25 protein-coding genes are annotated in these 25,910 nt (G+C 49.7%); 12 read left to right on the top strand and 13 right to left on the bottom strand.

The window, feature by feature from the left end; translation table 11 throughout:
• The first annotated feature begins 74 nt into the window (after positions 1 to 74).
• The 9 genes from MUN34_RS05835 (at position 75) to MUN34_RS05875 (ending at position 10,295) form a co-directional block, all read left to right on the top strand.
• Positions 75 to 947 carry an SDR family NAD(P)-dependent oxidoreductase gene (locus MUN34_RS05835; protein ID WP_026828241.1) on the top strand — a complete coding sequence of 291 codons (873 nt, stop codon included), beginning with the start codon at positions 75 to 77 and terminating at the stop codon, positions 945 to 947.
• A 234-nt stretch (positions 948 to 1,181) separates the two neighbouring features.
• Positions 1,182 to 1,667: a GNAT family N-acetyltransferase gene (locus tag MUN34_RS05840; protein ID WP_247857090.1), complete on the top strand. Its 486-nt coding sequence runs from the start codon at positions 1,182 to 1,184 to the stop codon at positions 1,665 to 1,667.
• 73 nt (positions 1,668 to 1,740) lie between these two features.
• Positions 1,741 to 2,790: an oxidoreductase gene (locus MUN34_RS05845; protein ID WP_247857091.1), complete on the top strand. Its 1,050-nt coding sequence runs from the start codon at positions 1,741 to 1,743 to the stop codon at positions 2,788 to 2,790.
• Positions 2,791 to 2,964: 174 nt separating this feature from the next.
• Complete coding sequence (locus tag MUN34_RS05850; protein WP_247857092.1) at positions 2,965 to 4,044, top strand: C39 family peptidase; 1,080 nt, start codon at positions 2,965 to 2,967, stop codon at positions 4,042 to 4,044.
• A 157-nt stretch (positions 4,045 to 4,201) separates the two neighbouring features.
• Positions 4,202 to 5,866 (top strand): DUF2339 domain-containing protein, encoded by a 1,665-nt coding sequence (locus MUN34_RS05855; protein ID WP_247857093.1) that lies wholly within the window; start codon positions 4,202 to 4,204, stop codon positions 5,864 to 5,866.
• A gap of 131 nt (positions 5,867 to 5,997) precedes the next feature.
• The gene (gene efeO, locus MUN34_RS05860) at positions 5,998 to 6,828 is read left to right on the top strand and encodes an iron uptake system protein EfeO (protein WP_247857094.1); all 831 of its coding nucleotides are present in this window, start codon (positions 5,998 to 6,000) and stop codon (positions 6,826 to 6,828) included.
• 3 nt (positions 6,829 to 6,831) lie between these two features.
• Positions 6,832 to 8,073 (top strand): iron uptake transporter deferrochelatase/peroxidase subunit, encoded by a 1,242-nt coding sequence (gene efeB / locus MUN34_RS05865; protein WP_247857095.1) that lies wholly within the window; start codon positions 6,832 to 6,834, stop codon positions 8,071 to 8,073.
• Positions 8,057 to 9,739, top strand: a complete 1,683-nt coding sequence (locus tag MUN34_RS05870) for an FTR1 family iron permease (RefSeq protein WP_247857666.1) — start codon at positions 8,057 to 8,059, stop codon at positions 9,737 to 9,739. Before efeB ends, MUN34_RS05870 begins: the two co-directional genes overlap by 17 nt.
• Positions 9,740 to 9,833: 94 nt before the next feature.
• Complete coding sequence (locus tag MUN34_RS05875) at positions 9,834 to 10,295, top strand: YflT domain-containing protein (protein ID WP_026828249.1); 462 nt, start codon at positions 9,834 to 9,836, stop codon at positions 10,293 to 10,295.
• 87 nt (positions 10,296 to 10,382) lie between these two features.
• On the opposite strand, the gene MUN34_RS05880 is transcribed toward MUN34_RS05875, so the two are convergent.
• A complete protein-coding gene (locus MUN34_RS05880) occupies positions 10,383 to 10,712 on the bottom strand; it encodes a YolD-like family protein (protein ID WP_026828250.1) in 330 nt (109 codons plus the stop codon).
• A gap of 196 nt (positions 10,713 to 10,908) precedes the next feature.
• Here MUN34_RS05880 and MUN34_RS05885 point away from each other — a divergent pair, with 196 nt between their 5' ends.
• On the top strand, positions 10,909 to 11,577 hold the full coding sequence (locus MUN34_RS05885) for a hypothetical protein (RefSeq protein ID WP_114595721.1): 669 nt from the start codon (positions 10,909 to 10,911) through the stop codon (positions 11,575 to 11,577).
• Here MUN34_RS05885 and MUN34_RS05890 read toward each other — a convergent pair.
• Positions 11,563 to 12,411, bottom strand: coding sequence for an alpha/beta fold hydrolase (locus MUN34_RS05890; protein ID WP_247857096.1), 849 nt, complete (start codon positions 12,409 to 12,411; stop codon positions 11,563 to 11,565). The genes MUN34_RS05885 and MUN34_RS05890 overlap by 15 nt on opposite strands.
• Positions 12,412 to 12,523: 112 nt before the next feature.
• Between MUN34_RS05890 and MUN34_RS05895 the strand changes: the two genes are divergently transcribed.
• On the top strand, positions 12,524 to 13,549 hold the full coding sequence (locus MUN34_RS05895) for a helix-turn-helix transcriptional regulator (RefSeq protein ID WP_247857097.1): 1,026 nt from the start codon (positions 12,524 to 12,526) through the stop codon (positions 13,547 to 13,549).
• Between the two features lie 286 nt (positions 13,550 to 13,835).
• Complete coding sequence (locus MUN34_RS05900) at positions 13,836 to 14,018, top strand: hypothetical protein (RefSeq protein WP_247857098.1); 183 nt, start codon at positions 13,836 to 13,838, stop codon at positions 14,016 to 14,018.
• A 223-nt stretch (positions 14,019 to 14,241) separates the two neighbouring features.
• Here the strand turns inward: MUN34_RS05900 and MUN34_RS05905 are convergent, their stop codons facing one another.
• The 11 genes from MUN34_RS05905 to parE form a co-directional block, all read right to left on the bottom strand.
• Positions 14,242 to 15,216, bottom strand: a complete 975-nt coding sequence (locus MUN34_RS05905) for a hypothetical protein (protein WP_247857099.1) — start codon at positions 15,214 to 15,216, stop codon at positions 14,242 to 14,244.
• Positions 15,213 to 16,259 carry a DUF58 domain-containing protein gene (locus MUN34_RS05910; protein WP_026828256.1) on the bottom strand — a complete coding sequence of 349 codons (1,047 nt, stop codon included), beginning with the start codon at positions 16,257 to 16,259 and terminating at the stop codon, positions 15,213 to 15,215. The genes MUN34_RS05905 and MUN34_RS05910 overlap by 4 nt, the downstream gene beginning before the upstream one ends.
• Before the next feature lies 1 nt (position 16,260).
• Positions 16,261 to 17,169, bottom strand: a complete 909-nt coding sequence (locus MUN34_RS05915) for an AAA family ATPase (RefSeq protein WP_026828257.1) — start codon at positions 17,167 to 17,169, stop codon at positions 16,261 to 16,263.
• Positions 17,170 to 17,319: 150 nt separating this feature from the next.
• The gene (locus MUN34_RS05920; protein ID WP_247857100.1) at positions 17,320 to 17,535 is read right to left on the bottom strand and encodes a DUF3006 domain-containing protein; all 216 of its coding nucleotides are present in this window, start codon (positions 17,533 to 17,535) and stop codon (positions 17,320 to 17,322) included.
• A gap of 15 nt (positions 17,536 to 17,550) precedes the next feature.
• The gene (locus MUN34_RS05925) at positions 17,551 to 18,423 is read right to left on the bottom strand and encodes a ComEC/Rec2 family competence protein (protein WP_247857101.1); all 873 of its coding nucleotides are present in this window, start codon (positions 18,421 to 18,423) and stop codon (positions 17,551 to 17,553) included.
• Positions 18,424 to 18,425: 2 nt separating this feature from the next.
• Entirely contained in the window at positions 18,426 to 19,034 is a 609-nt protein-coding gene (locus tag MUN34_RS05930) for a histidine phosphatase family protein (protein ID WP_247857102.1), read from the bottom strand.
• Positions 19,035 to 19,052: 18 nt separating this feature from the next.
• Positions 19,053 to 19,847 (bottom strand): DUF3307 domain-containing protein, encoded by a 795-nt coding sequence (locus MUN34_RS05935; RefSeq protein ID WP_247857103.1) that lies wholly within the window; start codon positions 19,845 to 19,847, stop codon positions 19,053 to 19,055.
• Positions 19,844 to 20,491 (bottom strand): SatD family protein, encoded by a 648-nt coding sequence (locus MUN34_RS05940; protein ID WP_247857104.1) that lies wholly within the window; start codon positions 20,489 to 20,491, stop codon positions 19,844 to 19,846. Before MUN34_RS05940 ends, MUN34_RS05935 begins: the two co-directional genes overlap by 4 nt.
• A 229-nt stretch (positions 20,492 to 20,720) precedes the next feature.
• Positions 20,721 to 21,191 (bottom strand): NUDIX domain-containing protein, encoded by a 471-nt coding sequence (locus MUN34_RS05945; protein WP_233494529.1) that lies wholly within the window; start codon positions 21,189 to 21,191, stop codon positions 20,721 to 20,723.
• 330 nt (positions 21,192 to 21,521) lie between these two features.
• A complete protein-coding gene (gene parC, locus MUN34_RS05950) occupies positions 21,522 to 23,927 on the bottom strand; it encodes a DNA topoisomerase IV subunit A (RefSeq protein ID WP_247857105.1) in 2,406 nt (801 codons plus the stop codon).
• A gap of 1 nt (position 23,928) precedes the next feature.
• Positions 23,929 to 25,890: a DNA topoisomerase IV subunit B gene (gene parE / locus MUN34_RS05955; protein WP_026828264.1), complete on the bottom strand. Its 1,962-nt coding sequence runs from the start codon at positions 25,888 to 25,890 to the stop codon at positions 23,929 to 23,931.
• Positions 25,891 to 25,910 lie beyond the last annotated feature (20 nt).

A 25,910-nucleotide genomic window follows, 5' to 3' on the forward strand; every position in this document is an offset into this window, starting at 1 on the left:
GTGTATAAATCCGTAAAAAAAGGAAAACACGTATCATAACGGATCATTGATTAACGAAAGAGGAGGCATCTTATATGAACATCTGTGTAGTCACAGGAGCAAACTCCGGTATGGGAATGGTAACGATTCAAGAATTGCTCGAACGCGGAGACCGTGTCATCGCGACCGTCCGCTCGCAAAAAAAAGCAACATTGCTGATTCAACTTTTACGGGAACATGCAGTGTCGGATACGAATCTGGAAGTCGAGATTGTGCAACTGGATCAACTTGATTCCGTCCGGCGTTTTGCGGATGTATTATTCGACCGGATTGGCCGGATTGATCGTTTGATTTTGAATGCCGGCATCATGGTCCCGCCGTACCACGTGACGAAGGATGGATTTGAATCCCAGTTCCAGGTCAACTACCTCAGCCACTTTTATCTGATTGAACGGCTGTTGCCGTTGATTGAGCAGGGACACGATCCCCGCGTCATTTCGATTTCTTCCTTAGCGGGAGAAGGCGGGATGATCCGGACCGATATCGAGCTTGAAGCGATCGCACACGTCAAAAAAGAACAGTATAATCCGATGAAGTCTTACCGGGAATCAAAGCTGTTACAAATGGTCCACATGCGGGAGTTGGCGGAAGAATACGGTACGCGGGCTACGTTCGTCAGTGTCCACCCGGGTATCGTCAACACGGACTTGTTCTACCGGGGAAAATACGGAAAAGTGCTGAAGACCGTTCTGAAGCCGATTGCCCAAGTCGGCTATTGGACAGGGAAACTGTATACCCCGGAATATGGAGCAAAAACCGCCCTGTACCTGGCGACGACGGATGATGTACTCGACAATGGCGGCTATTATGCGGACTCCGCCCCGCGTCTCAGTAATCCGGTCGTGGAAGATGAGGCGTACCGTAAACAAGCCCGTGCCCTGTCGAAACGTTGGGTCGGACTCGTCTAAATGGTTTTAAAAAAGGTCTACCGACTCGTGGGAAGTCGGTAGACCTGTATTGTGCAGACTGGGGGTCTGATCACCCCCTGACTATACAGTATCGGAATATAGAATTTTAAAATATGAAAAAAATTACAAATTCATGCGTTTTCGTGATTTTTGCAGGTCTTTGCGCAAAACGGTTTTCTTCTGGTCTCACTTTCGTTAGGATGAAAGTAAATTTTTAATAACAGGAGGAACACGATGATACGATCAGCTACTGAAAGTGATGTCGACCGGATTGCGACCTTGTTGCGCGAAAAAGCCGAATTGTTTAAGAACCGGGGAAGCCGCCAATGGTCCGCTTACCTTGAAACGGATATAGAGGCCCTCGTGATGCGCGATCTGGCCGCCGGAAGACTGTTTGTGTATGAACAAGGACCGGACGTATTCGGTTCGATTGCTTTATTGCCGTCGCTCGAGTGGGATCAGACGTTATGGTCCGACAATGAAGGTCTTTACATTCACCGGATCGTCGTCAGTGAAACCGCAAAAGGCCAAGGAATCGGGACCCGTTTACTGCATCACGTCATTGCCGTCGCGCAAGCGGAACAAGAAACGTTACGGCTTGATTGTTTGGCATCCAATGACTTTTTAAACGGTTACTATGCGTCGTTTGGTTTTGAATCCAAGGGTGTTCGTGACGGTTTTTCGACATATGAGTACGCAGGGCTGCCGGTTCCAAAATAAAGCGGCATTTAGATAAGACAAGTGATTCATGCTTTGGTATGGTTAGAGAAAGAATTATTCGAGGAGTGATCGGATGCGACTTCAGATTGGTTTTATCGGCTTTGGAAAAAGTACAACCCGGTATCATCTGCCCTACGTCATGATTGAGGACCAGTTTGATATCACCTGGATTTACAATCGGAAATCAAAACCGGAATTAGAGGCGACCTACGAGTCGCAACTGCCGCATGTCCGGTTCACGACGGAGCTCGATGCGATGTTAAAGGATTCGGAGCTTCAGGTCGTCGTCATCAACACCCCGCCGGCGACGCATTTTGCCTATGCCCTGCAAGCGTTACAACACGGAAAACATGTGCTGGTCGAAAAACCGTTCACGGTGACGGAGCAAGAGACCCGTCGACTGTTCGAAGAAGCGCACCGGCAAGGCGTCAAGTTACTGGCTTATCAAAACCGGCGTTTCGACAGTGATTTTCAAGTCATCGAGCAAGTCATCCGTTCAGGCAAGCTCGGACGTCTCGTCGAAGTCGTCTCGCACTTCGATCTCTACCGACCAGATGCTGCCCCGGCGATTCCGCGTCCGGAAAATGGTGCCTTATATGGTCTCGGCGTGCATACGATTGATCAAATCGTGGCTTTATTCGGAAAACCGGAGCGGGTCGGATATGATATCCGGACGGTTCGTTTAGCCGGCAATCCGGATGATACGTTTGCCCTTGATTTTTATTATCCGGATTTAAAAGTCAGCGTCCGGACCAGTCATATCGCGTTGGCGGGTGCCCCGCGCTGGATGCTTCACGGGACGAACGGTACGTTCATAAAACAGCATATCGACCGGCAGGAGCTGGATCTCAAAGCCAACTACTTCCCGGGTGAGGAAGGATTCGGTGAAGATTCCGAAGATGACTTCGGTCGTTTGCTGTACCATGACGACCATGGTCATCTGCAGGATGTCCGGATTCCGAGCCCGGTCGGAGATTATGGCAAGTTGTATCGTGCCTTTTATGAAAGTATCGTCCACGGTACACCGTTACCGGTCTCGGAAGAAGACACAAAACTGGTCGCTCATCTGATGGAACAAGGTTTCTCGAAACCGTCGCCCTTCATTTTAGACCTTCAAAACTGAATTTCTTTAGATATCAATATAATTACATCTCAGCCATCTGCCTATGCAGAGCTGAGATTTTTTGTTATAAAGGAAAAGATATCACAATTTTTCAGAATTTTCTTATGAGATATTGATTAAAATTTCAAGAAGATGGGAAAAATTGTGTATACTACACACATAAGGGGGTTTATCATGAAAAAAATCATTACGTCCATTATTCTGGCAGGTGTTTTGTTCGGTGTGTTCAGTCCATCGCTCATTGCAGAAGCCGCCACGAAGTTGACGGTCACGACAGATGTGTTACGTGTTCGTGAAAAACCGTCGACAACGAGCAAGATCTTGGGGAACATCACCAAAGGAGCCGTCTATACTTCAAACGGGACGTCCGGCAGTTGGTATAAAATCACGTACAAATCAAAACCGGGCTACATACACAAAGATTATGTCCGTACGTCCACGACATCCAAGTATACGTCGACCGGTGCGCGTTATACGACGGTCGGTACGTTGAATGTCAGAACCGCTCCGAGTACGACGGCAAAAACCGTCACGCAATTGAATAAAGGGGTAAAGGTGGCGTCTTACGGGACGTCCGGCAGCTGGACACGTATTTTATACAATGGCAGCTACCGTTATGTCTCGACGCAGTATTTGACGAAAACGGCACCAAGCAGTTCTTCGAAACAATTAAACGTCCCGTATTACAATCAATACACGCTCGGTTATCCGTCAGGCTGTGAGTTCGTTTCCTTGAAAATGGCACTTGAATACAAGAAACAGGCTGTTTCGGCATCTTCTTTGTATAACCAAATGCCGAAAAGCATGGCCAACGCCACTTATAAAAACGGCAAGTATTACTGGGCAGATCCTGAAAAAATGTTTACCGGTAACCCGGCAGGAACGCTCGATTACTATAAAAACTGGGGAATTTATCCGAAAGGCATCCTGCCGCTCGCGAAGAAATACCGGAGTGGTGCCGTTGATATCTCTAAACAAGGGGTCAGCAAAATCGAAAGCGAAATCCGTAGCGGCAACCCGGTCATCGTCTGGGCAACCGTCGATTTCAAAAATCCGTACGGCTACTTCTCGTGGATCAAGCCGGATGGCAAAACGTTTACCGGTTACCGCAACTACCACGTCATGCTCGTGACAGGGGTCTCAAGCAGTGCGTTTACTGTATCCGATCCATACCGTGGAAAATATACGGTCAGCCGTTCACAATTTACTTCTGTTTACAATACGACAGGACAGTACGCCTTATCTGTCCGTTAATCCATTGACCGGTGAAGCTTTCCGCTTCATCGGTTTTTTTAATTCCACCGACCAGCTGGAATAAGGGTACGGATTTTAAAGAATAGGGAATTGGATAAAACATCGTGTAAAATAATGACAACCTCTAGTGATTCAGCTAGAAAGGAGTGGTCGGAAAATGGATGAAAAACGTTTGGAACAGCTGGAACAGGAAATTGTGCGGTTGAAAGCACGCGTCGATCAGTTGGAACGACAGCCGGTGAAAGAACCACAAATGGAACCGGTATCTTCCGTGACAAGGCCTGCCGTCCGTCCGGCGTTCGTCAAGAAGAGCCGGACACCGATTGTTAAAAAAACCCGGACGCGGGATGAATGGGAAAACGTCCTGGCGACAGTCTGGTTACCGCGAATCGGAGCGATTTTTGCAGCAATCGGAGCGATTTTTCTATTCTCCTACGCGTCCTTGGCCGGATTAATCAGTCCTGCGGTCCGGATCGGAAGTGGAGTCGTCATCGGCTTACTTGTCATGGCACTGGGGGAGTTGCAGTATGAAAAAAAACGACGGGATCTCGGAGTCGGTCTGGTCGCGACCGGGACAATTGTTTCCTTGGCCGCTCTATTTGCCGGTATGGCCTTATATCAATTTTATCCGCCATTGCTCGCCTTTTTCCTGGAAATCGTCGTGCTCGCCATTGCGTATGGATTAATGTTGTGGATGCGCTCGACAGCGTTACTGGTGTTAGTTTCCATCACCGGCTTTTTATTGCCGTTTCTCCAGTTAACGGATGAACCGAACGTCTTCTTATTTTTACTGTACGAAGTCTTTTTATTCACGGCATTGTTGTTTGCCGTTCTTCGTCTGAAGGCGGTCAAAGCCTATCCGGTCACTGCCGCCGTCTTTTTCCTGGCGCTTGTCTTTGGCAGTCTGACCGTCAATTTTGAGACACGTCCCTTGATTGATGAAATCACTTTACTCGGGGCATCCTTCATCGCCTATCTTGGTCTCGCGTACGTCGGGACGAAACTTCCGATTCCCTACAATTATCCGAGCTGGATTGCGGGCGGGTTCGTCCTGCTCAGCCTGTCCGTAGTCGATTGGCCGTTTGCTTACGGACTGGCAATCCTGTTTGCGTTAATCGCTTACGCCGTCGCCAATCAAACGAAGGACGCGTGGCAAAATGGCGTCGGACATGTCGGCATCCTGTTTGCGATTTCGCAGGTACCGGTCGATCCGCTGAGTTTCGGCGATCAATTCTGTTCGATTCTTTATGCGCTCTTCATTGCCGGACTGTGGTTTATCAAGCGGCAGCAAGTCCCGCACCAACGCTTTTTCGGAATTCTCGTGTATGTGATGTTCGTCCTGTATACGATCGGAACGTATGAGACATATCGATTCAACAATCAGTCATATGCCGTCGCGGTGTTTGGTCTGACGCTCGCGACGACAGCCTTCATCATCTTGCTTGTCCGGACCCACGGGGAAGTGATGTGGAAAAAGTATTGGCAAATCGTACTGTTTTTTGCAGCGGCCGGTGTATTTGTGACCTATACGCTGATCGTGATGGAACTGCCGTTTTACGCGACGCTTGATCAAACCGACCGCAGTACGACGTTGTCTGTCGCCTACATCCTGTTATCGTTTGTCCTTGTAGCGATTGGCCGCATCCGCGCAGCGGCAGCCTGGCGCCTGTCGGGTCTGCTGTTGCTGTCGGTCAGTGCCGTTAAATTGTTGCTGTTTGACTTGTCGTTCTTGTCTTTGATTCAAAAAGCATTTGTGTTCATCGGCTTCGGAATCGTCGCCTTTGTCATTTCGCGGACGTATTTCAAAAAACGTGAGTCTTGAGTCATCTGGAATCCTCTGCCTGCGGGCCTTGTCTGCAGGGGAGGATTTTTTTATTGAAATATATTGATAACGATTATCATTGTCGATTATACTGGTTGATGAACTTACTTAATCATCAGGGGGAACCATCCATGCGACATACAAAAACACTGACAATCACTCTCTTATCCATGACGGCTTTACTGGCAGCATGCAATGAACAACCAGCGACGACGAAACCGGCGGCAATCAAGCCGGATCAATTCGAGCAAGTCGTTGCCGATTACCGGACGTATGCGATTGCGGAACTGGAACAATTCACGAAACAGACGGAAGCCTTCACGACAGCGGTCAAAGAAGGAGACTTGGAACAGGCGAAGGGACTTTACGCACCAACACGGATGCATTATGAGCGGGCGGAACCGATCGCGGAAGTATTCGGAGATCTCGATCCGAAAATCGATGCCCGTGAAGGAGACGTCAAAGCGTCGGAATGGGGCGGTTACCACCGGATCGAGCAGGGTCTGTTTGAAAAAGGAACCACAAAAGGATATGAGGACTATGCCGACCAATTGATGAAAGATGTTCATCTGCTCCGGGCGAAAGTCGAGACGGTCGACGTGACTCCGGAACTGCTCGTTACCGGTGCGACCGACTTATTGAACGAAGTCTCGACGTCGAAAGTCACCGGGGAAGAAGACCGGTATTCGCATACCGATTTGTATGACTTCGCAGCGAACGTTCAAGGTGCTGAAAAAATTTATCAGCTGTTGAACCCGGCACTCCAAAAACAAGATGCTGCCCTGTCGAAAGAGATTGCAGCCCGTTTTGCTGATGTCAACGGGTTATTGGAAGCGAAAAAGAAAAAAGACGGTTACGTGCTGTATACCGAGTTGTCCAAGGCGGACGTCAAACAATTGAGTCAAGCCATCAACGAGCTGGCGGAACCGCTCTCGAAGATGGGGATCGTACTGGAGGGCTGATTGATGACACGAACTACTTTAGAAGCGGGGGTCACCCGGCGTGACGTCCTGAAAGTCGCTGGACTGACCGGTCTTGGAGCCGCTCTTTACGCGAGCGGACTCGAACGTTTTTTACCCCGAGCCTTGACGGCACAGGCGACGGATCAAGTCCCGTTTTACGGCAAGTATCAAGCGGGTATCCTGACACCTCCTCAAAATCATGTCCAAGTGGTCTCTTTTGATGTTCAGACGACCCGACGCGATGAATTGGTTGATTTGTTAAAACGTTGGACGCGTTCGTGTGCCCGGCTGTCAGCCGGATTACCGCTCGGTGACGCGGACAGTGCCTATGTCCCGCCGGAAGATACGGGAGAGGCGGAAGGACTGTCGGCAAGCCACCTGACGTTTACATTCGGTTGCGGTCACAGTTTATTTGCCGATGACCGGTTCGGAATTGGTCATAAACGTCCTGATTTGCTCCGGGAGCTGCCGGTCTTTGATCTCGATCAACTGGACCCGGAATGGGCAGGAGGAGATCTCGTCGTCCAGATTTGTGCCGATGATCAACAGGTCGTGTTTCATGCGTTACGGAATTTGACACGGATTGGTCGCGGCATCGTCAAGATTCGCTGGACGCAAGCCGGTTTTCAACGATCAAAGGTGGCGGATGCGGCAGGTGGGACACCCCGGAATCTGTTCGGATTCAAGGACGGGACCGGGAATCCGGATGTGTCACAGCCTTCTGTGCAAAATAAACATCTCTTTTACCAGTGGCAGGACGGGTCACCATGGTTGACGAACGGCAGCTTCCTTGTCGTCCGCCGAATCCAGATGCACCTCGAGGTATGGGACCGGACAATCCTGAAAGAGCAGGAGCGGACTTTCGGCCGCGAGCGCGCGTCCGGAGCCCCGCTTGGATCGAAAGAGGAATTTGCTGCGGTGACGCCAAGCAAACGGACGGTGCGCGGTGAAGCACAGCTTCCAAGTGACTCGCACACAGCGGTCGCCCACGGATCAGGAAAAGAACAACTGTTACGTCGTTCCTATTCCTATCAGGCCGGTATTAACGAAACGACCGGTGCGCTCGATGCCGGCTTACTGTTTTTATCGTATCAACGTTCACCGGAACAGTTCATCACCATTCAGCGACGGTTAGCAGCGTCCGACCGTTTAAATGAATACATTACCCATCGTGGCAGTGCCGTTTTCGCCTGTTTCGGCGGAATTCAAAAAGGAGGCTACATCGGTGATGCGCTTTTTGCTTAACTTATTTTTGACGGGACTTCTCTGCACGACGATCGGGATGCCGATTGTTCATGCCGATTCGAAAACAGATGCCTTGTATGTTTCAATCGGTCAAGCTCTGTCGGCAGTCAACGACCAAAACCGGAGTACCCTTCGGATGACCCTTGCCGAGTTGCAGAAACAGGTCGAGAAATTACCGGTTTCGGCTGAGCAGAAGGTGATTCAGCAACGATTGACGGAAGTCCAGAAACAAACCTCTTTGTCTGCCGTCAGACAACAGTTGACAGAGTTGTCGACGGCTGTCCGGGCGCTGGAAGAAACTAAACAGCCAACGGACGATCCGGCCGCTAAAAAACGTTTGAAGGAATTGTTCGCCTTAACGAAGCAACTGAGAACGGCATCCAACATGTCCGAACGTAAGCAGTTGCAGTCCGAATTGCTGACAGCTTGGACGGACCGTGAAACTGTCGTCCGGGAGACGAGTATCGGACACTATGGCCAGGTCGAGATGGGACTGTCCGCGATCCGGATTGCTTTGGCCCGCGAAACATTTGATTCGTCGGAGCTGAATCGGGCACTCGATCAATTTGATGGAAGTATCCGCTCCTTCCTGAAAGGCGAAACCGTCCAGGCAGTAAAACAGACAGGGCTCGCCGAGTTGACGGCATTACTTAAACAGGCGGATCAGCAACTCGCGGATCAGGACGTACCGGCAGCGGAGAAAACGCTGACGACCTTTATCGAACGTTGGCCGAGCGGGGAAGGGGAAGTCCGGACCCGTAGCAGTTCTCTGTATACGACGATTGAATCGGATGTGCCCGTCCTGTTATCGCGGTTAGATCAGACGACGGTGGATTCCACCCGATCCGATTTAGCGCCAATCATCACATCACTTGAAGTGTTAGCGCAGAAAACGACCTATTCCTTCGTGGATGCGATGCTCGTCATGTTGCGGGAAGGTCTGGAAGCCTTGCTGATCATCAGCGCCCTTGTCGCCTTTACCCGAAAAGCTAAGGTGACGGGAGAACGAATGATTTGGAGTGGGGCGTTATTTGGATTACTCGCGAGCGGAGCACTGGCACTGATCATCCAACAGTTCTTTTCAACGGCACTTGCCGCTGTCGGACGGGAACAGATTGAAGGGTGGACCGGACTGGCCGCAGTGTTGATGATGCTTCTCGTCGGTTCGTGGTTACACTCGAAAACGGCGATCGCTTCACGTCAAACCGAACTGGCAATGAATCTAGCGGGACGGTCCTTGTTTGCCGTCAGTTTTTTGACGATTTTCCGGGAAGGGGCCGAGACCCTGCTGTTTTATATCGGGATGGCACCCGCGATGACATCGACCGCTTTAGCCGGAGGGATTGTTTTAGCAATTGCGCTGATCGGGATTCTTTCGCTTGCTGTCATTTATTTGGGGGTTCGCCTGCCAATTAATCGGCTCTTTTTAGTAGCAACCGGTTTGATTTATCTTATGGCTTTTAAAATTTTGGGTGCCAGCCTGCATGCGTTGCAAATTACGGGCATCTTGCCGATCCATGTCATGTCATATATGCCCTCGTTACCTTGGATGGGAATCTATCCGACGTATGAAACGATTGTCCCGCAAGCCGGATTATGTCTTCTCATCGGTTTTTTGATATATAGGAGACGTCAATCTCCTGCGGTACTCCGGAAAGCCGTCTAAACCGTTTTTCAGTTTCATGTTTTATTCATTATGTTTCGGGAATAACTTTATATCGGGAGTAGATAATTGGCTCGCACGAAGGAGAGGAAACAAGATGATTGAAACAAGAATCGTACGGAACATGACGGCCGTCGACGCAGAAGTGACGAGCTTGAAGTCAAGCGGCTATTCGAATAAACAAATTTACATCTTTGCGAAGGATGAAGAATTGGCAGAACGGATTGCCAATGACACTCAGACGTTGGCATATCGGGTAACAAAAAAATCATTTTTTGAGACATTGATGTCAACAGTCCGCAGTAACCGAAAAGACCGCATTGCCCAATTGTCGGAACTCGGTATGACAAAGGATGTAGCAGAAGATTTGGAAGAGGAAGTCCGCCATGGTCGGATTGTCATCGTCGGTTCAAAATCCGACTTACTGAATCCGGCATTCGCCGCTTCTTATGTCGAAGACGAGACGAAAGAATACGGAGCAGGTGTTCCGAAACTCGAAGAGGAAGAAACAACGACGACCTTACCAGCCGACCAAAACGTTAAGTTGGATAAAAAATGAGGAACGTCAACTAAACAGGAACTGACAGCATCGTCAGTTTCTTAGACGAACAAGGGTGACGGATTCGAATCCGTCACCCTTGTTCGTCTATAGTAGCAATTCACGTATATCCATTACCTCATTGTACGGGATATGACGTCGTAAACCGGTTGATGTCTTGATTTCAATGATTCCGCGAGCATGAAAAAGAGCGGTAACCGTTCCAGTCAATGTGTTTTCCGTCCCGCGCTCGAGATAACGGACCGTCACCGTTCGACCGCTTCGGATGGTATCTTCTAAAACTTGTGGGAAAACAGTCTTTGTTTGCGTCGTCAGTCGGGCGGGATGCGCTTTGTACAAGTGTTCCAATTGCAGGATATGATTCCGTGTCGTGCGTTGTCGCCACTTCCGCTCCGTTCGTTTCTTGGACTGTAACACGTCGTTCCACCTCCGATTGAATCGTTTAGATGTAGACAAGACACTGCATCAGAATATTCCCCATTTATTTGGGAGATAAACCCGCTTCAGGAAGACGAAGACACTAGGCACTGGATAAGAAACAGAGGATGGTTTTGAATGTCCGATTTGCGGAAAAAGACTAGAAGTATGCCAGGAACAGAGGAGGAACTGTCTGATGGAACGAAGTACGTTAATTGCCCTTGAAAAACACTTATATGCCATTCAGCTTGAACTGGACGGCCTTGCCCGTCTAATCACCAAACAGTTGATGCAACTCAGTCAAGTCGCCGCTTCGGTCGAACACTTTCGACGGATGAGTTTTGATTTATACCAAAAACGGGAGACGCTCGATCGTATCCCACCCCAGGTTTTATATGAAACAGCTTTGGACTATGAAGATTTTCTCGATGAAGAGTTTGATGACATTCCGCCGTCCTGGGCGTTACGTCAGGATGAAGCGGAAGCACTCGATCAGTTATGGTGGTTTGAGTTTTTCAGGATTCAGGCCGATGTGGAGGATTGGTTGAGTCTCTACCTGATTCGGCGCATTCGGGAAGACATCCGTTACGTGCCGCCTGTCATCGAAAAAAACGCGTATGCGTTATCCGATGATGCCCGGCAAGTCTTTTGGCGTTTATTGCAACGTTCCGTTGCCAAACCTTCCTCGAAAATCAAGGCCAACCAACTGTCTTGCCGGATGGGCATATCGGAGATTGCCCGCTATGCACGCTTTAACCTGGAGCGGACACGCTTAGCGATTGAGGAACTGACGGCACGTGGAATTATTTCCATTGAGGAAGAAAACGAAAAGCTGAACCTTCGTGTTCGCTTACAAGTGATTTAAGGAAATGAAACGTTCAATCATTCGTTCGTCATGACGCGCGGATGGTCCGATCCAAATCAAGTGACCGGGACTTGCCGACTCGATGAACTGGGCATGTGCAATGGCGCGCCCGGCATAGCGGGCATGTTCGAATGGTACGGCCCGGTCCGCTTTGGAGTGAATGATCAATACCGGACAGCGAATCGCCTGCAAGAGCGATCGGTCGATTTGTTGCGTCAAATCAAATAAGACACCCCGGCCCGGTCCGTTCTGCAGTCCGACCTGGTACAACAATTGTTGATCGACACCATTCAATTGACCGCGAATCTCGTCACGTTGTAACAGACTGGTCATTTCGACCATCCGTACAGACGCTTCTTGGGGGAACTTGATTAACTTATCTTTGACGTAATGCCACAGTACCCATTGCAGGAGTTGCAACGGACGTTGAAGGAGCGGTTGAACTAGCCATGCCTGATAAGGAAGCGAGATTTCGTGTGTCATCGCACAGGCAAGGACGAGTGAACAGACCGCCGGATTGTTGCTCGCTAACGCAATGGCTGTCGGTCCGCCGGCGGAAATCCCGTATACGGTATAGTGTTCGATGTGACGTGAAGCCAGCCACCTTTTATAAAAAGCAGCCAGCTCAACTGGCGTTGATGCGACATGGAGCGGTGTTTTTCCATATCCCGGACGCGACGGGACAATGACACGATAACCGGCTTCAATCAGTCGTTCTACATGATAGACTTCCCGATAATCGGATTGTGTACCATGAATCAGTAAAATGACGGGACCCGTTCCGCTGTCACGGTAATCGAATCGGTAACCCTCCCAATCGGCAATGTGTTGCATCCAAATTCTCCTATCTCTTAAATATTTCCATATTATTGTTAATCTTCATACCTATTTAAGGTATAATGCAAGTATAATCAAACATCTTAGGGATAGGAAATGAGGATGCCCCGTGCCAAATGAAAAATTATCCAATCGGGATCGATTGTTAGCAGTCCGTGAAATTTTTGAACAGTATTCCGATGAAGAAGAAACGTTGACATTAGAAGAACTAAGTACAAAACTGTCCAAACGAGGATTGATTGAAAAACTGTCCCGGAAATCATTAAAAGAAGACATCGCGGCTCTTGAGAAATCGGGTTTTGACATCCATGCGGAAGTAACCAAAAATGGTCTCGCGATTCCGTATCATCTGGTCAGCCGTCCGTTCGAATACCACCATTTGCGTTTGCTCGTTGATGCGATTGCCAGTGCGAAGTTCATTTCCGAAAGCGAAACGGAGATTCTGGTTCGCAATATTCATACCTTGACGAGTAAACGTCTCGCTAAAACGTTGACACCGGTCATACATACCGTCAAGAAACCGAAAGGCGTCATCCCATTTTCAATCGATACCATCCAAAAGGCAATCATTGATCACGATATCATCAGTTTCCAATATCAAGGAAAGTTCAATGAACGAACACGAAAGTTCGAGTTGCGGCGGGACGGTGATTATTACCTTGTTGCCCCGGCTCATTTGATTGTGGATAATGGCAACTACTATTTGATCGGCCGTGATGAACGCGTCGAAGAGATTCGGACGTACCGGGTGGATCGAATCGTCAATTGCAGTGTCTTCGAACCGGCACAGACACCGGTCGTGGTCGAATCCACTTATTTGAGCAGCATGTTCAATATGTACGGTGGGGAACAGGAACAGTTGACATTAAAGTTTCATGAGAGCGTCATGCCGACCGTCGTTGATCGGTTCGGGACGGACATTCGTTGTCGTCGCTTAGATGGAGACTGGTTCGAAGTCAAAGTCGGTGCCTTGTTCTCGCAAGGGTTCATGATGTGGCTGATTCAGTTCGCCGAACAAGCAGAAATTCTTGAACCGGCCTTTTGTCGGGAAGCCTTTAAAAACAAAGTTTTGGAGCTTGCCAAAGTCTATCAAACAGGGATTACTGCCAGTCAACCGATAAATGAAAGTGTCTAAAGCGATGGAACAAGATCTTTTGCCTAATGGGGCAGAAGATCTTTTTTTGTCGTTTTTTGTCGTATATTCATATTTGAATATTTTTAAGCGTTTTTTCCGATTACCATTAAGGATATCTTATTTTTGTTACAGGAGGGGCATCATGCAACATATGGAAAAACCACGGATGGGAAGTGTTATTGCGGGAGTGTCATACCTCTTTTTCATCTGCCTGTCTTACACGTCTTGGTATTTATTATCAATTTTTGCATTCAATCTCCTTTTCAGTACGGAGCTTCTGATGTCCATGGATCTTGTAGTCTTCGGCTTTAGTCCTTTATTCGCATTAGGCATCACGATGTTTTCGCTGAAAGTGCTGAAACGGCATGCTCAGCCGAAATTCACACCTTACATATTAGTCATCTATAGTATCTCGACCAGTGTCTTGATCTATTATTCCGTCATCTACTCGATGTTACCGCGGATCTGATGATGCTTGCATGGTCTCGCCTTTTGGAATATGCTACGTGTAGAGTATCAGCATGTCTTGGAGGAGGGGATACGATGAATACACAGTATATCCTGGACTGGATGCCACTCGTGCTTCCGGTTGCTGCCATCGTCTTTATTGTCATCATCGCGCGTAAAGCGTCTAAAATTGATTCTAAATAACCAAAAGAAGGTGTTCCGGTATCGGAGCACCTTCTTTTAATTTAGCGTTCGATTTGTTCCCGGACATACTTTCGGAACAGTTGAAGATCGTACGCCGGTTCACTGCGGCTGAATTCAATCCCGTCGAGAAGCCGTGCGTGGGCTACGGCTTCCGGAAACTCGATCCGTGTTAACCATTCGACGGTCGTTTCCTCGTGACGCCGCGGAAAAGCCTGTTCGAGTTGCGAGGCGATTTTTAGTAGCGGGTGCTGGCTGTGCTTTTTGATAGGAGCCGGTTGCTTCGCCACTGTCGTCCGAACGACTGGTTCGGCTTCCGCTGATACGACCTGTCGTTTTCGAATCAAGTAGAAAGTGAGACCGACGACAAGAATCGCCAGGATAATCCCTGCCATGTTCAAATAAAACAGCGTATCGGAACTCATGCTGGCCGCCTTTAGACTTTCTTGCGGAGCAATATTCGCTAAGCCGGTCGTATTTGAACGCGTCTTTTGATCAATCTGTTCCGCAAGTGGCAACGTCCAGGTAAAGAGAGAGCCGAACGCTTCCAGTGCCGGACGGGTCAGGTTCGCGACAGAACCAAACAGTGCTTCTTTCAGCAGCCGAATCAAGATGACGAGAACGAGGCTGACCCCGAGAAACAAGGAGACACCCGCGATGATCCGACGCCATTCGACGAGATGCTGTCTTAAGAATGGGATCCCCCATAACAGACCGAGCAGAAGATAGGCACCGAGCGGCGGTGAAAGTCCCGGGAACAACAGACATAGTCCGGTCAGTCCCGTCGCGCTGATGGCGAACTTGTACGGCTGATCGACAGTCTCGAGCCATGTACCGAGGGCGATGACGAGTAACAGTAAAATGCTGATCAGCGGAGAGACGAACAGAAACGAGATCGCTGCTGCAAGTTGTAATCCGATCCGAACGGTACGTGCCGGGATGACTGCGAGCAACGGAAAAATCAGAATGATAAGCGGTGCGTGCAACAGACTGATGACGAGAATCCACCAGAGAATCATGCGCTCACCCCCTTGTGGCGGTGTCCAAGATGAATTTCCGCGGTCGTCGAGGGGACGGTCCGTTGAAGACGTTTTGTGAAATAACGGCGTTCGAGCGGCAGATCGTATTCGGAAATCCGGGCAAGGCATTCCATCGTCCGCAGAAATTGTTCCTTCCCTTTTCCTGAGGGCACGTGATACCACTGACCCTCCCGGTTGACCATTGAAATCCATAAACTGTACGATGCCCCTTGTTTTTCAAGTTCCCGGATAATCGTCGCAGCACGCGAGAGTAATTTTTCAAAATCACCGCGTAAAGCTAAACCGTCCGCGGACAGACCGTCAATGATGACCGCATAATCATGATTGCGCATCCGGTCATATTGATAGGAAAACAGTTCTCCTGTTTTCGCATAAGCCGACCAATAGATCGTCTTCGCATCGCCTGCGTAAGGGACGACCGAATGAAAGCTCGAGCGGTCCGTGAACGGACTCGACCGGTCAATCGTCTCGCCCGGAATCTGGCGCTCATTCCATTCGACCGATGCCGGCGCAAAATCAGGGAAGACATGACCGAGTTGCTGGATCGGTAACGTCAAATACAACGTCATCAGATGAAATGGATCGGAAATCATGATATCAAACGACTGGATGCGAATCGTTCCCCGTTTGGCTGCCGTGACGTCGATTTGAAACGGTACGTCGGCCTGACGCGGTACATAGACATGTTGCCGCCAAAACTGACTGCTGGCGTCTTCAATCCGGACTTGTTCCCCGAGAAGACCGGAGACTGTCACCTTTCCAAGGGAAAACCGTGTCGGATTATGAATTTCAAACGGGATGACAAGCCGATCGTCCCGGAAAGCCCGGACCGTTTCGACGAGCCGGACGCTCAGACGTTCTCCAAGGTACTCGAGATACTTCGGTAAGAGATAACCATATAACGTGTAGGCGACGAGCAGTGTCGCAAGCAGAATCGAGCCGTACAGAGTACAGATGCCGGCTGCGACGGCAATCCAAAATAAAATCATCGGATGAAAGGACTTCGGTGTAATCAATTGCATGTTACACCTCGGTCGGAACAGTCAACGACTCCAAAATCTGTTGGACCAAGCGACCGTTCGTCATCTTCAATGTCGCCTCGAGTGTCAGGACAAGCCGGTGGGCAAGCAGCGGATTGGCCAGTTGCTTAATGTCTTCCGGAGTAACATACGTCCGGTCATGCATCCAGGCCCGTGCTCGTGCGGCTTGCAGGAGCGCCAGGGTAGCTCGGGGACTTGGACCGATTTCGACGTCCCGATGCGCCCGTAAGGCATCACAGACGTCGAGCAGGTAGTCTTCGACGGCGTTTTCGATTGTGACGGCTTGTACTTCCTGTTTCCAGGTATTCAGTTGCTCGAGTGGCAGCTGGAACGTACTCGGTTGTAAGTGAGCCCCTTGCAACAACGCTTTTTCGACCCGTCGATCGAGCGGTGCAAACGACAGTTTAAACAAAAAGCGGTCGAGTTGTGCGTGGGGAAGGGGGAACGTCCCTTGACCGTCAAAAGGATTTTGAGTCGCGATGACTAAAAAATGTTGCGGTAACGTATAAGAGGTATCTCCGATCGTGACCTGTGCTTCACCCATCGCTTCGAGTAAGGCGGACTGTGTCCGCGGCGTCGTCCGGTTAATTTCATCGACAAGGACGATGTTGGCGAACAGCGGACCAAACCGTTGTTCGAATGACCCGGTCAACGGATTAAACAATTCCATTCCGAGCAGATCGGTCGGTAACGTATCCGCGGTACATTGGATACGGGAAAATTTGGCATCGAGTGTGTTGGCCAGTGATTTGGCGAGTGTCGTTTTTCCGGTACCCGGCCGGTCTTCGAGTAGCACATGACCTTCCGACAACAGACCGATCAGCAGATGATCTATGACATGTTCTTGTCCGAGGACCGCTTGCTTTAAGTTCGTTCGTAATTGTTGGAACATGGATAAATCCCCCTTTTTGTTTCGTATTCTTAAAGTTTACGAAAATTCAGATAAAACCGCCAGTGATTTAAGTGTGTTTCTCAGATTTACTGGTTTTACTAGAAGAGAAACAAAAAAAACCTTGACCGGTTCAGGGTCAAGGAACAGTGTTTAGTCTTCAAACAGTTCATCCATTAAGTCATCGATTTGCCGGCGGCGGTTCTGCGTTTCGTCCCGGAGAATCCGGATTGAACGACCGCGCCATTCGAGCCAATCTCCGATGATTGCGGCATGGGGCAGGCGCAAACGGGGGACTTGAATCGTTTCACGGTTCTCTGTCTCACAAATCGCCTGATCTCCGTCAAATTCGGTAACGGTCATCTTCATCGTGCATCCTCTCCTTTACTCGGGACGTAAGTCGGTCCGGCTTTTGACTTGAATCGTTTGGCCGTTTGACATGTACTGAATGGTGCCCATCCGGTCTGTCCGGTCGACCGTGATGCTTTCCGCTGCCAGAGCGTTCATGACGGTCGGACGCGGATGACCGTAAGCATTGCCTTTACCGGCTGAAATCAACGCACGTGACGGGTGGACCGCTTGTAAAAACGGGATTGAGGAGGACGTATCGGCGCCATGATGACCGATTTTTAACACATCAGCCCTTAAATCCATTCCGGATTCGAGCAAATCCTGTTCCGTCCGAATCGGAGCGTCTCCCATGAAGAGAAAGCTATTGTCCTGATGAATCAGCTGGACGACCGCGCTCCAACTGTTTAAATCACTTGTCCCGTCACGGAGCGGGGCGAGTAACTTTAAACGAACCGCCTCAATCGGAATCACAACCCCGGACTTAGCCGTTTTAATGGTCACGCCTTGTTTTTTTACTGCGAGTAGAAAATCACGGTAGGTTTCTGTCGTGTGATTGACACGTGGGGCATAGACTTGATCAACAGGCAGAGCATCAAGAATCGTATCCAGTCCGCCGATATGATCTGCGTCCGGATGCGTCGCGATGACTGCCGTCAAGCGGGTGATACCAAGCGTTTTGAGATAGCGGACGATATCGTCGCCTTTACCGTTGTTCCCACCGTCAATCAGAACCGTATCGTTTTTCGTCTGAATCAATGTGCTGTCGCCTTGACCGACGTCAAAGCCATAGACATTGATGACCGAAGCCGTATCCGGACGGTCGCCCGGTAGCGGTTCGTCGTCGCGTGTCATGTAAAAGACGACGATCAGACACAGGGCAAGCAACGCAACGGAACCCCATTTCATGTTTACTCCTCCCGTCTCTCAAACAGATACAACATGCCGTTGCGTGGATGACCGAAGCGGGGACCGATGTATCCCCGCTTTTTTAATGCAGACCGCATCAAAATCATCATCCCGCCGTGTCCGACGAGCAAAACACGTTCGTGTTCCTTTTGTTCAAACGTCAATTGGTTTAATAGGATCGTAATCCGCTCGTTGGCATCCTTGATCTCTGCTTGAATTCGTTTGCTGAATGGAGCGACAAGTCGTCCGATCAGCGCCCAGGCGAGGAACGGAAGACGAATCCGCGAGCGGATGGTCGGGAACGGCACTTCACGTAATAAGTCCGTCACGATGATGTCCTTTCCATAAACGCTTTCCGCTGTTTGGACGGCCCGTGGCATACTGCTCGCGTAACAGATCGTCCAGTCGATGTTGCCGAGTTCAACCGGTTGGACATCGATCGTCGAGACGTCATAACGCTCAATCCAGGCTTCGATATCGGCTGCGCTGATCCAGCCTTTGGTCGGGTAACCTTCCGTTACCCGGTGGTGTCTGACTAATCCAATCTGTTTCATGATTTTACGACGGTCGCTTGCGTCAAGAAACCGTCCACCTCTCTTTCTATCTCTCAATCTATCGTCTTGCTGTCGTTACAGGGCAAGGCGGATCGCCATCCCGCACAGCAAAGCACCGAGAATGCTCAGTAAACTGCCGATGATATAATATTCCGCAAAGCGGCGGTCGTCAAACTGTTTAAAGCGGGCTAATGCCTTCAAGGCAATGATGAATCCGATGGCGCCTGTTGCATTGACTGCCACCAGACAGACGATGATGGTCCGTTCGACGAGCCCGATGTAACGGCCGACACCGTTGATTTCCGTCGTATAACTGCGGGCAGAATCTTCGACTTCATGCGTGACGGACCGCTTCAGACCGTCCAGTTGTTCTTTTCGTGTGACCTTCCGCTCAAAATGCGATTCAATCAAGCGGGGTGCGAAGGGGGCAAGCAACGGGGCAATCCCGCGTCCGATCAATTCTGTCGCAATCAAACCCCAGACGCTGACCCATAGGATTTGCTCCGGTAACGTAAACGATACCGGCCAAGCGACAGGGGTGAAAAAGAAGACAATCCCCGTCAGAATGGCGATATGGAGCAGCTGGTCGATCCAAAAGGCAAGGGCCGGGGGCAACAGTCGTTTTAAGGGCGAACCGTCCAGCAAGGCATGTGTGACGATGATTCCGCCACCGATCATCCAGGCCGTCGGACCAGTCACGTCATCCATCTGGTAAAAGAGTCCGAGGACGGCGGCTGTGCCGATGCTATGTATAGCGAGATGTTCGAGTAATACCCGCAACTTGCGTTGTTTCGACTTCGCCATCCGTTGACTCTGGAACGGGAAGTCTGCCAGCAGGTGGATGAGGAGCAGGCTTAACAACAAAGTCATCCGATCGCCTCCCAGACTTGCAACTGTTTTAAGGCATCGATCAAGGCCTGTTCCAGGCGTTTACGCTGTTTACGTTGGGAGCGGGCAACGAGTTTCGAGACATTCATCCGGGCATCTTTTTCTTGAAAGCCCATCTTCAAGCCGATTTCTTCATAAGTAGCATCCGGATGCTGATCCATCAGCCGGTGCAATTCGATTTGCCGGTCCGTTTTACCGAAATAAGCAGGGTACAGCATCTCAATATAACCGTTCAGCAGGGCGGTCGGCAAATAGGGTGGTCCTGAAAAAGCAATCTGATTCGCGGTCTGTTTTGCAGCTTCCTGGGCTTCGAAAGCGAAAATAATGGCACTCCCGTTCGCTTCATCAGCATTAGCCGTCGATAACGTCTCATATTGACCGAATCCGATCCCGATATAGCCGTTTAACGGTTGATTCAACAGCATCAATATGAGCGGATAACTAACGGCATATTCGTTGAATACACCAAGCAGACTGTCACCGGACTTGATTTGAAACGGTACGAGTGCTTCGGGAAAGGCATCGTTCAGCTGATCAGCCAATCGATGTAAATCGGTTAACAATTGTTCTTTACTGGAATAAGCACGGGAATTTCGAATATCAAATGAAACTGCGACAGCTTGCATACAAATCCTCCTCGTTACCGAATATACGGTTACTTATCTATTGTTACCGGTTAAAGGGTAACAATAGACGTGTTACTGTATTTAGAGTAACAGGGAAGCGTAAAAAAACAAAGACAGTTGCGTTCTTTTTTTCTTAAGTTAACATAACATATATTATCAATAGTTAACAAATAACGTCTCATAATTAAGGTAAACTCAACATAGTGAGACAAAACAAAAAAACACGGGATTAACCGTGTTTTCGACAATCGTAATGATGTGTCCGTTCCAAGCGGCTCATCAAACGATCCAGGAAAATATGATGCCGGCGTTCGAGTTGCGTGATTCGTTCAAGCGGTAACCAAGCGAAATGGAAAAAATCACCGCAATCTTGACCGTCACCAGCGACACAATGCGTCCATCTGTTTTCCTGACATTCGATATGAGCATGATAGAAATACGTGTAATGCACCCGCATTCGTTCCGGATAACGCATTTCTTCTTCACCTACGTACTGGACGGTCGCGAGCGATAAACCGCTTTCCTCGAGCGTTTCCCGAACCGCGGCTTCTTTGGCGATTTCAGCATCTTCGATTGTGCCGGCAGGAATTTGCCAATCACTGTCTGGAGCGGATTGCGGATGAAAAACAAGTAGTTCCCATCCCTCTGGTTGCTCCCGTGTGATATAGATTGCTACTTTTTCGCGTCTTCTGAATTTCATCGTCATCACCTCTCCAGTTGGCAGATGGCACAAAAGCAGCCGAGGAACATGTCCGTAGCTGCTTGATGAAACGAATCCTATAAGCTAAAGCTCCGAACTGCCCGCTCCACATACTTCGTGGTAATCTTGCCTGACCATTTTCTTTTATTGTAGCGGTTATTGCCGGTCGTTTCAATTTGTAAACGGGTGATTTGCCGATAATTCGAAGAAAAGTCTGAAAAAGCGGGAAAAACAGACGTCAGAAAGCTAGAAACGAACGGGAAAGAGCGACTTTACGCCGTATTTCATAAAAAAAGACACCCCTCTGCAAAACTGAGGGGCATCTGACCATCAAACGGTATACCAATCGAGAAGCGGACCAAATTTTTCTTCGTCATAGGCAAACGAACCGTTCGATAACCGGTCGAGGAAGGACAACGATTGGACTTGAATCGTCTTTTCCTGCTCTTTTCCGATCAAAATCAGTTCTTTTGTTTGGGTGACGTCAATTAATGCTGCGACCTGATGCGGTTTCGATTTTAAGTCGCGTAACAGCTGCGTGCCGCGTAAGGCACGGTTCGAGACTTGGAACTGGTCAGCAAGGCGCATTTTCTTCAGTGCGCCCCGCTGCGTCAAGAGGACGATGTTCGGTGCTTGTTTAAAGCCGATCGCACCGGCAACGACATCCTGATCACGCAGGTTGATTGCTTTCACACCCGCTGCCCGGACACCCACGACCGGCACGTCGTCTTCCGTGAACCACAGACCAAATCCGTGCTGGGTCGTTAAGAACAATTGCTCTTGCCCGGTAGAAACCTTCGCATATAAGACTTCGTCATCAGCCCGTAAACGGACACCTTGAAGTGGTTTTGACTTCCGCTGGGCATTGTAGTCGCTCAATTTCGATCGTTTGACCATCCCTTGGCGGGTCACGAACAGACAGTGCGATGTCTCGTCAAACGTGCGGACGAGATCAACCGATAAAATCCGGTCGCCGGAATCAAGCGGCACGAGATTGGCGACGTGTTGTCCCCCGTCCTTCCATTTCGTATCGGGTAACTGATGGACCGGGATCAAAAGATAGTTCCCCTGGACGGTCCAAACGATTAAGTGATCCGTCGTCATCGCCTGTCCTTGATACAACAGACGATCCTGTTCCTTCATCTCCGGCAAATCATTGGTCGCTCCGAAAGAACGCATCGAAGACCGCTTGATATAGCCGTTTTTCGAGACGAAGACCATCGTTTCTTCGACGGCAATCATGACTTCTGTCTTCAGCTTCAACTCTTCGACTTCCGCTTCGACCGTCGAACGCCGGTTATCAGCAACCTGCTCTTTTAAGATTGTTAATTCTTTGATGATCAATCGGTTCCGCGTTTTTTCGTCGTTGAGAATCTTCTCGAGACGGGTAATTTCTTTTTCGAGTTTCGCCGCTTCGTCCTGCAATTCGACGATATCGGTATTCGTTAACCGATACAATTGAAGCATGACGACCGCTTCCGCTTGGCGGTCCGTGAAACTGAACCGTTCAATCAGCTTGTCTTTCGCTTCCGATTTGTTGGAGGCAGACCGAATCAACGCGAGTGTTTCATCGAGGACCGAAATCGCCGTCATCAAGGCCGAAACGACCTCTTGGCGGCGTTTTGCCTGCTCGAGATCAAACGACGTCCGGCGGATGACGACATCCTTGACGTGGCTGAGATAGGCGTCAAGTAACGCGAGAACGCCCATCTGACGCGGTGTCCGCTCGTGGATCGCGACCATGTTGTAGTTATAAGCGACTTGCAGATCAGTCTGCTTCAGGTAGAAGTGAAGCACCCCTTCTGCATCCGCTTCTTTTTTCAGCTCAATGACGACACGAAGACCATCACGGTCCGTCTCGTCGCGGACTTCCGCGACTCCTTCGACTTTGCGGTCCAGGCGGAGTTCTTCCATCCGTTTGACGAGGTTCGCTTTATTGACTTCATACGGGAGTTCCGTAATCAGGATTTGTTGGCGTCCACCGCGTAACGTCTCAATCGTTGCCCGCGAACGGATGATGACTTTTCCGCGTCCGGTTTCAAACGCTTTTTTAATGCCATCGAGCCCTTGGACGACTCCGCCGGTCGGGAAATCAGGACCTTGCATATGCGTCAGTAAATCATCGACGGTATGCACCGTTCCCGAGATTCGGCCAATTGCCGCGTCCAACACTTCACCGGCATGGTGCGGCGGGATTTCCGTCGCATAACCCGCTGAGATCCCGGTCGACCCGTTCATCAGGAGATTAGGTAAGAGGGACGGCAATACAAGCGGTTCCTCGGTCGTATCATCAAAGTTCAGCGTGTAATCGACAGTCTGTTTATTGATGCCTTCGAGGATCAAGCTCGAGACTTTCGATAAACGAGCTTCCGTATACCGCATCGCTGCCGCACTGTCGCCGTCGATCGAGCCGTTGTTTCCTTGCATGTCGACTAACGGATACCGGAGTTTCCACTCCTGACTCAGACGGACCATCGCTTCATACACCGATGAATCGCCGTGCGGGTGGTAGTTACCGATGACGACGCCGACCGTTTTCGCGGATTTCCGGTAGGCGCGGTCAAACAAGTTGCCTTCCGTATGCATCGCGTACAAGATACGGCGTTGCACCGGCTTCAACCCGTCCCGGGCATCCGGTAAGGCTCGGTCCTGGATGATGTATTTCGAATAACGACCGAACCGGTCCCCGACGACTTGCTCAAGGGACAGGTTCAAAATGTTTTGCAGGTTAGACATATCAGTTCACACTCTCTTTCGTCACATGTTCATTTTCAATGATCGAGAGGTCTTCCGTCAGCCCAAACGCTACATTGTCTTCAATCCAGCTTCGGCGGTGTCCGACGTTATCGCCCATCAGGACGGATACCCGTTTTTCAGCGACAGCTGCATCATCGATCGTGACACGAATCAACGTCCGTGTATCGGGATCCATCGTCGTTTCCCAAAGTTGTGGGGCATTCATCTCACCCAGTCCTTTGTAACGCTGAATCATATACCCTTTGCCGAACTTTTTCGTTGTTTTAGCAAGGGTTTCTTCGTCCCAGACGTACTCGAACTTCTCTGATTTGCCCTTCCCTTTGGAGACGCGGTAGAGCGGCGGCAAGGCGACAAAAACTTTTCCGGCATCAATCAACGGACGCATGTAGCGGAAGAAGAACGTCAATAATAAGACTTGGATATGCGCCCCGTCGGTATCGGCATCTGTCATGATGATGACTTTGTCGAAGTTACAGTCGGACAGGTCAAAGTCTGCTCCGACGCCGCTGCCGATCGCGTGGATGATCATATTGATTTCTTCGTTTTTCATGATATCGGCAAGTTTGGCTTTTTCCGTGTTCAGGACTTTCCCGCGTAACGGTAAAATCGCCTGGAACGTCCGGTTACGTCCTTGTTTCGCTGAACCGCCGGCGGAATCTCCCTCGACGAGGAACAATTCGTTTTTCTCGGCGTTTTTCGACGCAGCCGGTGTCAGTTTCCCGTTCAGGATGCTCGAACGTTTCTTTTTCTTCCCGTTCCGGGCTTCTTCGCGGGCTTTACGCGCCGCTTCCCGGGCCTGAGCGGCGCGGATCGCTTTTTTGATCAGGAGTGTCGCCGTTTGTGGATTTTCCTCGAGATACGTCGACAAGCGGCGTGTAATAACGGCGTCACAGCTCGTCCGGGCTTCCGGAGAACCAAGTTTTGATTTCGTTTGTCCTTCGAATTGCAGAAATTCTTCTGGAATCCGGATCGACACGATCATCGTCAATCCTTCACGGATATCGTTGCCGTCGAGGTTTTTATCTTTTTCCTTAAGCAGCGTGTTTTTGCGGGCATACTCATTCATGACCCGTGTCATCGCCGTTTTGGCACCGACTTCATGTGTTCCGCCGTCGCGTGTCCGGACGTTGTTGACGAACGACAGGACGTTTTCCGAATAGGCATCCGTGAACTGGAACGCGATATCGACTTCGATCTCATTTTCCGTTCCTTCAAAGGCGACTGTCGGATGTAACGTATCTTTGTCGTCATTTAAATAGCCGACGAATTCGCTGACTCCGTCTTCATATTGGAACGTGTCCGCTTTGTCCGACCGTTCATCGGTCAGTGTGATTTTCAGACCTTTTAGCAGGAAGGCCGATTCACGCAGGCGTTCTGCTAACGTATCGTAATTGTATGTCAATGTGCTGAAGATTTTTCCATCCGGTTTGAAATAGACGCTCGTTCCTTTTTGACGGGTCGTTCCCGTTTCAAGCAAGGTCGTTTTCGGAATTCCCCCGTCTTCGAACGTTTGCTCAAACTGTTTCCCGTCGCGGTAAATCGTAACTTTTAACTGCGTCGACAGGGCGTTGACAACAGATGCCCCGACACCGTGCAGTCCGCCCGATGTTTTATAACCGCCTTGACCAAATTTACCGCCGGCATGAAGCACTGTGAAGATGACTTCTGCAGTCGGTTTTCCGGAAGCGTGCATCCCGGTCGGCATACCACGTCCATGGTCGCGGACGGTAATTGCATTATCTTTATGGATGATGACATCAATCTGTTCCCCGAATCCGGCCAGTGCCTCATCAATCGCATTATCAACGATCTCATACACCAAATGGTGGAGTCCGCGATGATCGGTCGAGCCGATATACATACCCGGGCGCTTCCGGACTGCTTCGAGTCCTTCAAGCACCTGTATGGCATCATCATTATAATTGTTTAAATCTGTCGCCATGTTTTTCACCTCAAATAGAA

Origin of the sequence: Exiguobacterium sp. 17-1 (genome assembly GCF_023096305.1) — a bacterium.
Classification (GTDB): Bacteria; Bacillota; Bacilli; order Exiguobacteriales; family Exiguobacteriaceae; genus Exiguobacterium_A; species Exiguobacterium_A sibiricum_A.

Bases quoted from the DNA above. Each gene is read 5' to 3' on its own strand.
- MUN34_RS05835 (WP_026828241.1), top strand. From the start codon at position 75: ATGAACATCTGTGTAGTCACAGGAGCAAACTCCGGTATGGGAATGGTA.
- MUN34_RS05840 (WP_247857090.1), top strand. From the start codon at position 1,182: ATGATACGATCAGCTACTGAAAGTGATGTCGACCGGATTGCGACCTTG.
- MUN34_RS05845 (WP_247857091.1), top strand. From the start codon at position 1,741: ATGCGACTTCAGATTGGTTTTATCGGCTTTGGAAAAAGTACAACCCGG.
- MUN34_RS05850 (WP_247857092.1), top strand. From the start codon at position 2,965: ATGAAAAAAATCATTACGTCCATTATTCTGGCAGGTGTTTTGTTCGGT.
- MUN34_RS05855 (WP_247857093.1), top strand. From the start codon at position 4,202: ATGGATGAAAAACGTTTGGAACAGCTGGAACAGGAAATTGTGCGGTTG.
- efeO (WP_247857094.1), top strand. From the start codon at position 5,998: ATGCGACATACAAAAACACTGACAATCACTCTCTTATCCATGACGGCT.
- efeB (WP_247857095.1), top strand. From the start codon at position 6,832: ATGACACGAACTACTTTAGAAGCGGGGGTCACCCGGCGTGACGTCCTG.
- MUN34_RS05870 (WP_247857666.1), top strand. From the start codon at position 8,057: ATGCGCTTTTTGCTTAACTTATTTTTGACGGGACTTCTCTGCACGACG.
- MUN34_RS05875 (WP_026828249.1), top strand. From the start codon at position 9,834: ATGATTGAAACAAGAATCGTACGGAACATGACGGCCGTCGACGCAGAA.
- MUN34_RS05885 (WP_114595721.1), top strand. From the start codon at position 10,909: ATGGAACGAAGTACGTTAATTGCCCTTGAAAAACACTTATATGCCATT.
- MUN34_RS05890 (WP_247857096.1), bottom strand. From the start codon at position 12,411: ATGCAACACATTGCCGATTGGGAGGGTTACCGATTCGATTACCGTGAC.
- MUN34_RS05900 (WP_247857098.1), top strand. From the start codon at position 13,836: ATGGATCTTGTAGTCTTCGGCTTTAGTCCTTTATTCGCATTAGGCATC.
- MUN34_RS05905 (WP_247857099.1), bottom strand. From the start codon at position 15,216: ATGATTCTCTGGTGGATTCTCGTCATCAGTCTGTTGCACGCACCGCTT.
- MUN34_RS05910 (WP_026828256.1), bottom strand. From the start codon at position 16,259: ATGCAATTGATTACACCGAAGTCCTTTCATCCGATGATTTTATTTTGG.
- MUN34_RS05915 (WP_026828257.1), bottom strand. From the start codon at position 17,169: ATGTTCCAACAATTACGAACGAACTTAAAGCAAGCGGTCCTCGGACAA.
- MUN34_RS05920 (WP_247857100.1), bottom strand. From the start codon at position 17,535: ATGAAGATGACCGTTACCGAATTTGACGGAGATCAGGCGATTTGTGAG.
- MUN34_RS05925 (WP_247857101.1), bottom strand. From the start codon at position 18,423: ATGAAATGGGGTTCCGTTGCGTTGCTTGCCCTGTGTCTGATCGTCGTC.
- MUN34_RS05935 (WP_247857103.1), bottom strand. From the start codon at position 19,847: ATGACTTTGTTGTTAAGCCTGCTCCTCATCCACCTGCTGGCAGACTTC.
- MUN34_RS05940 (WP_247857104.1), bottom strand. From the start codon at position 20,491: ATGCAAGCTGTCGCAGTTTCATTTGATATTCGAAATTCCCGTGCTTAT.
- MUN34_RS05945 (WP_233494529.1), bottom strand. From the start codon at position 21,191: ATGAAATTCAGAAGACGCGAAAAAGTAGCAATCTATATCACACGGGAG.
- parC (WP_247857105.1), bottom strand. From the start codon at position 23,927: ATGTCTAACCTGCAAAACATTTTGAACCTGTCCCTTGAGCAAGTCGTC.
- parE (WP_026828264.1), bottom strand. From the start codon at position 25,890: ATGGCGACAGATTTAAACAATTATAATGATGATGCCATACAGGTGCTT.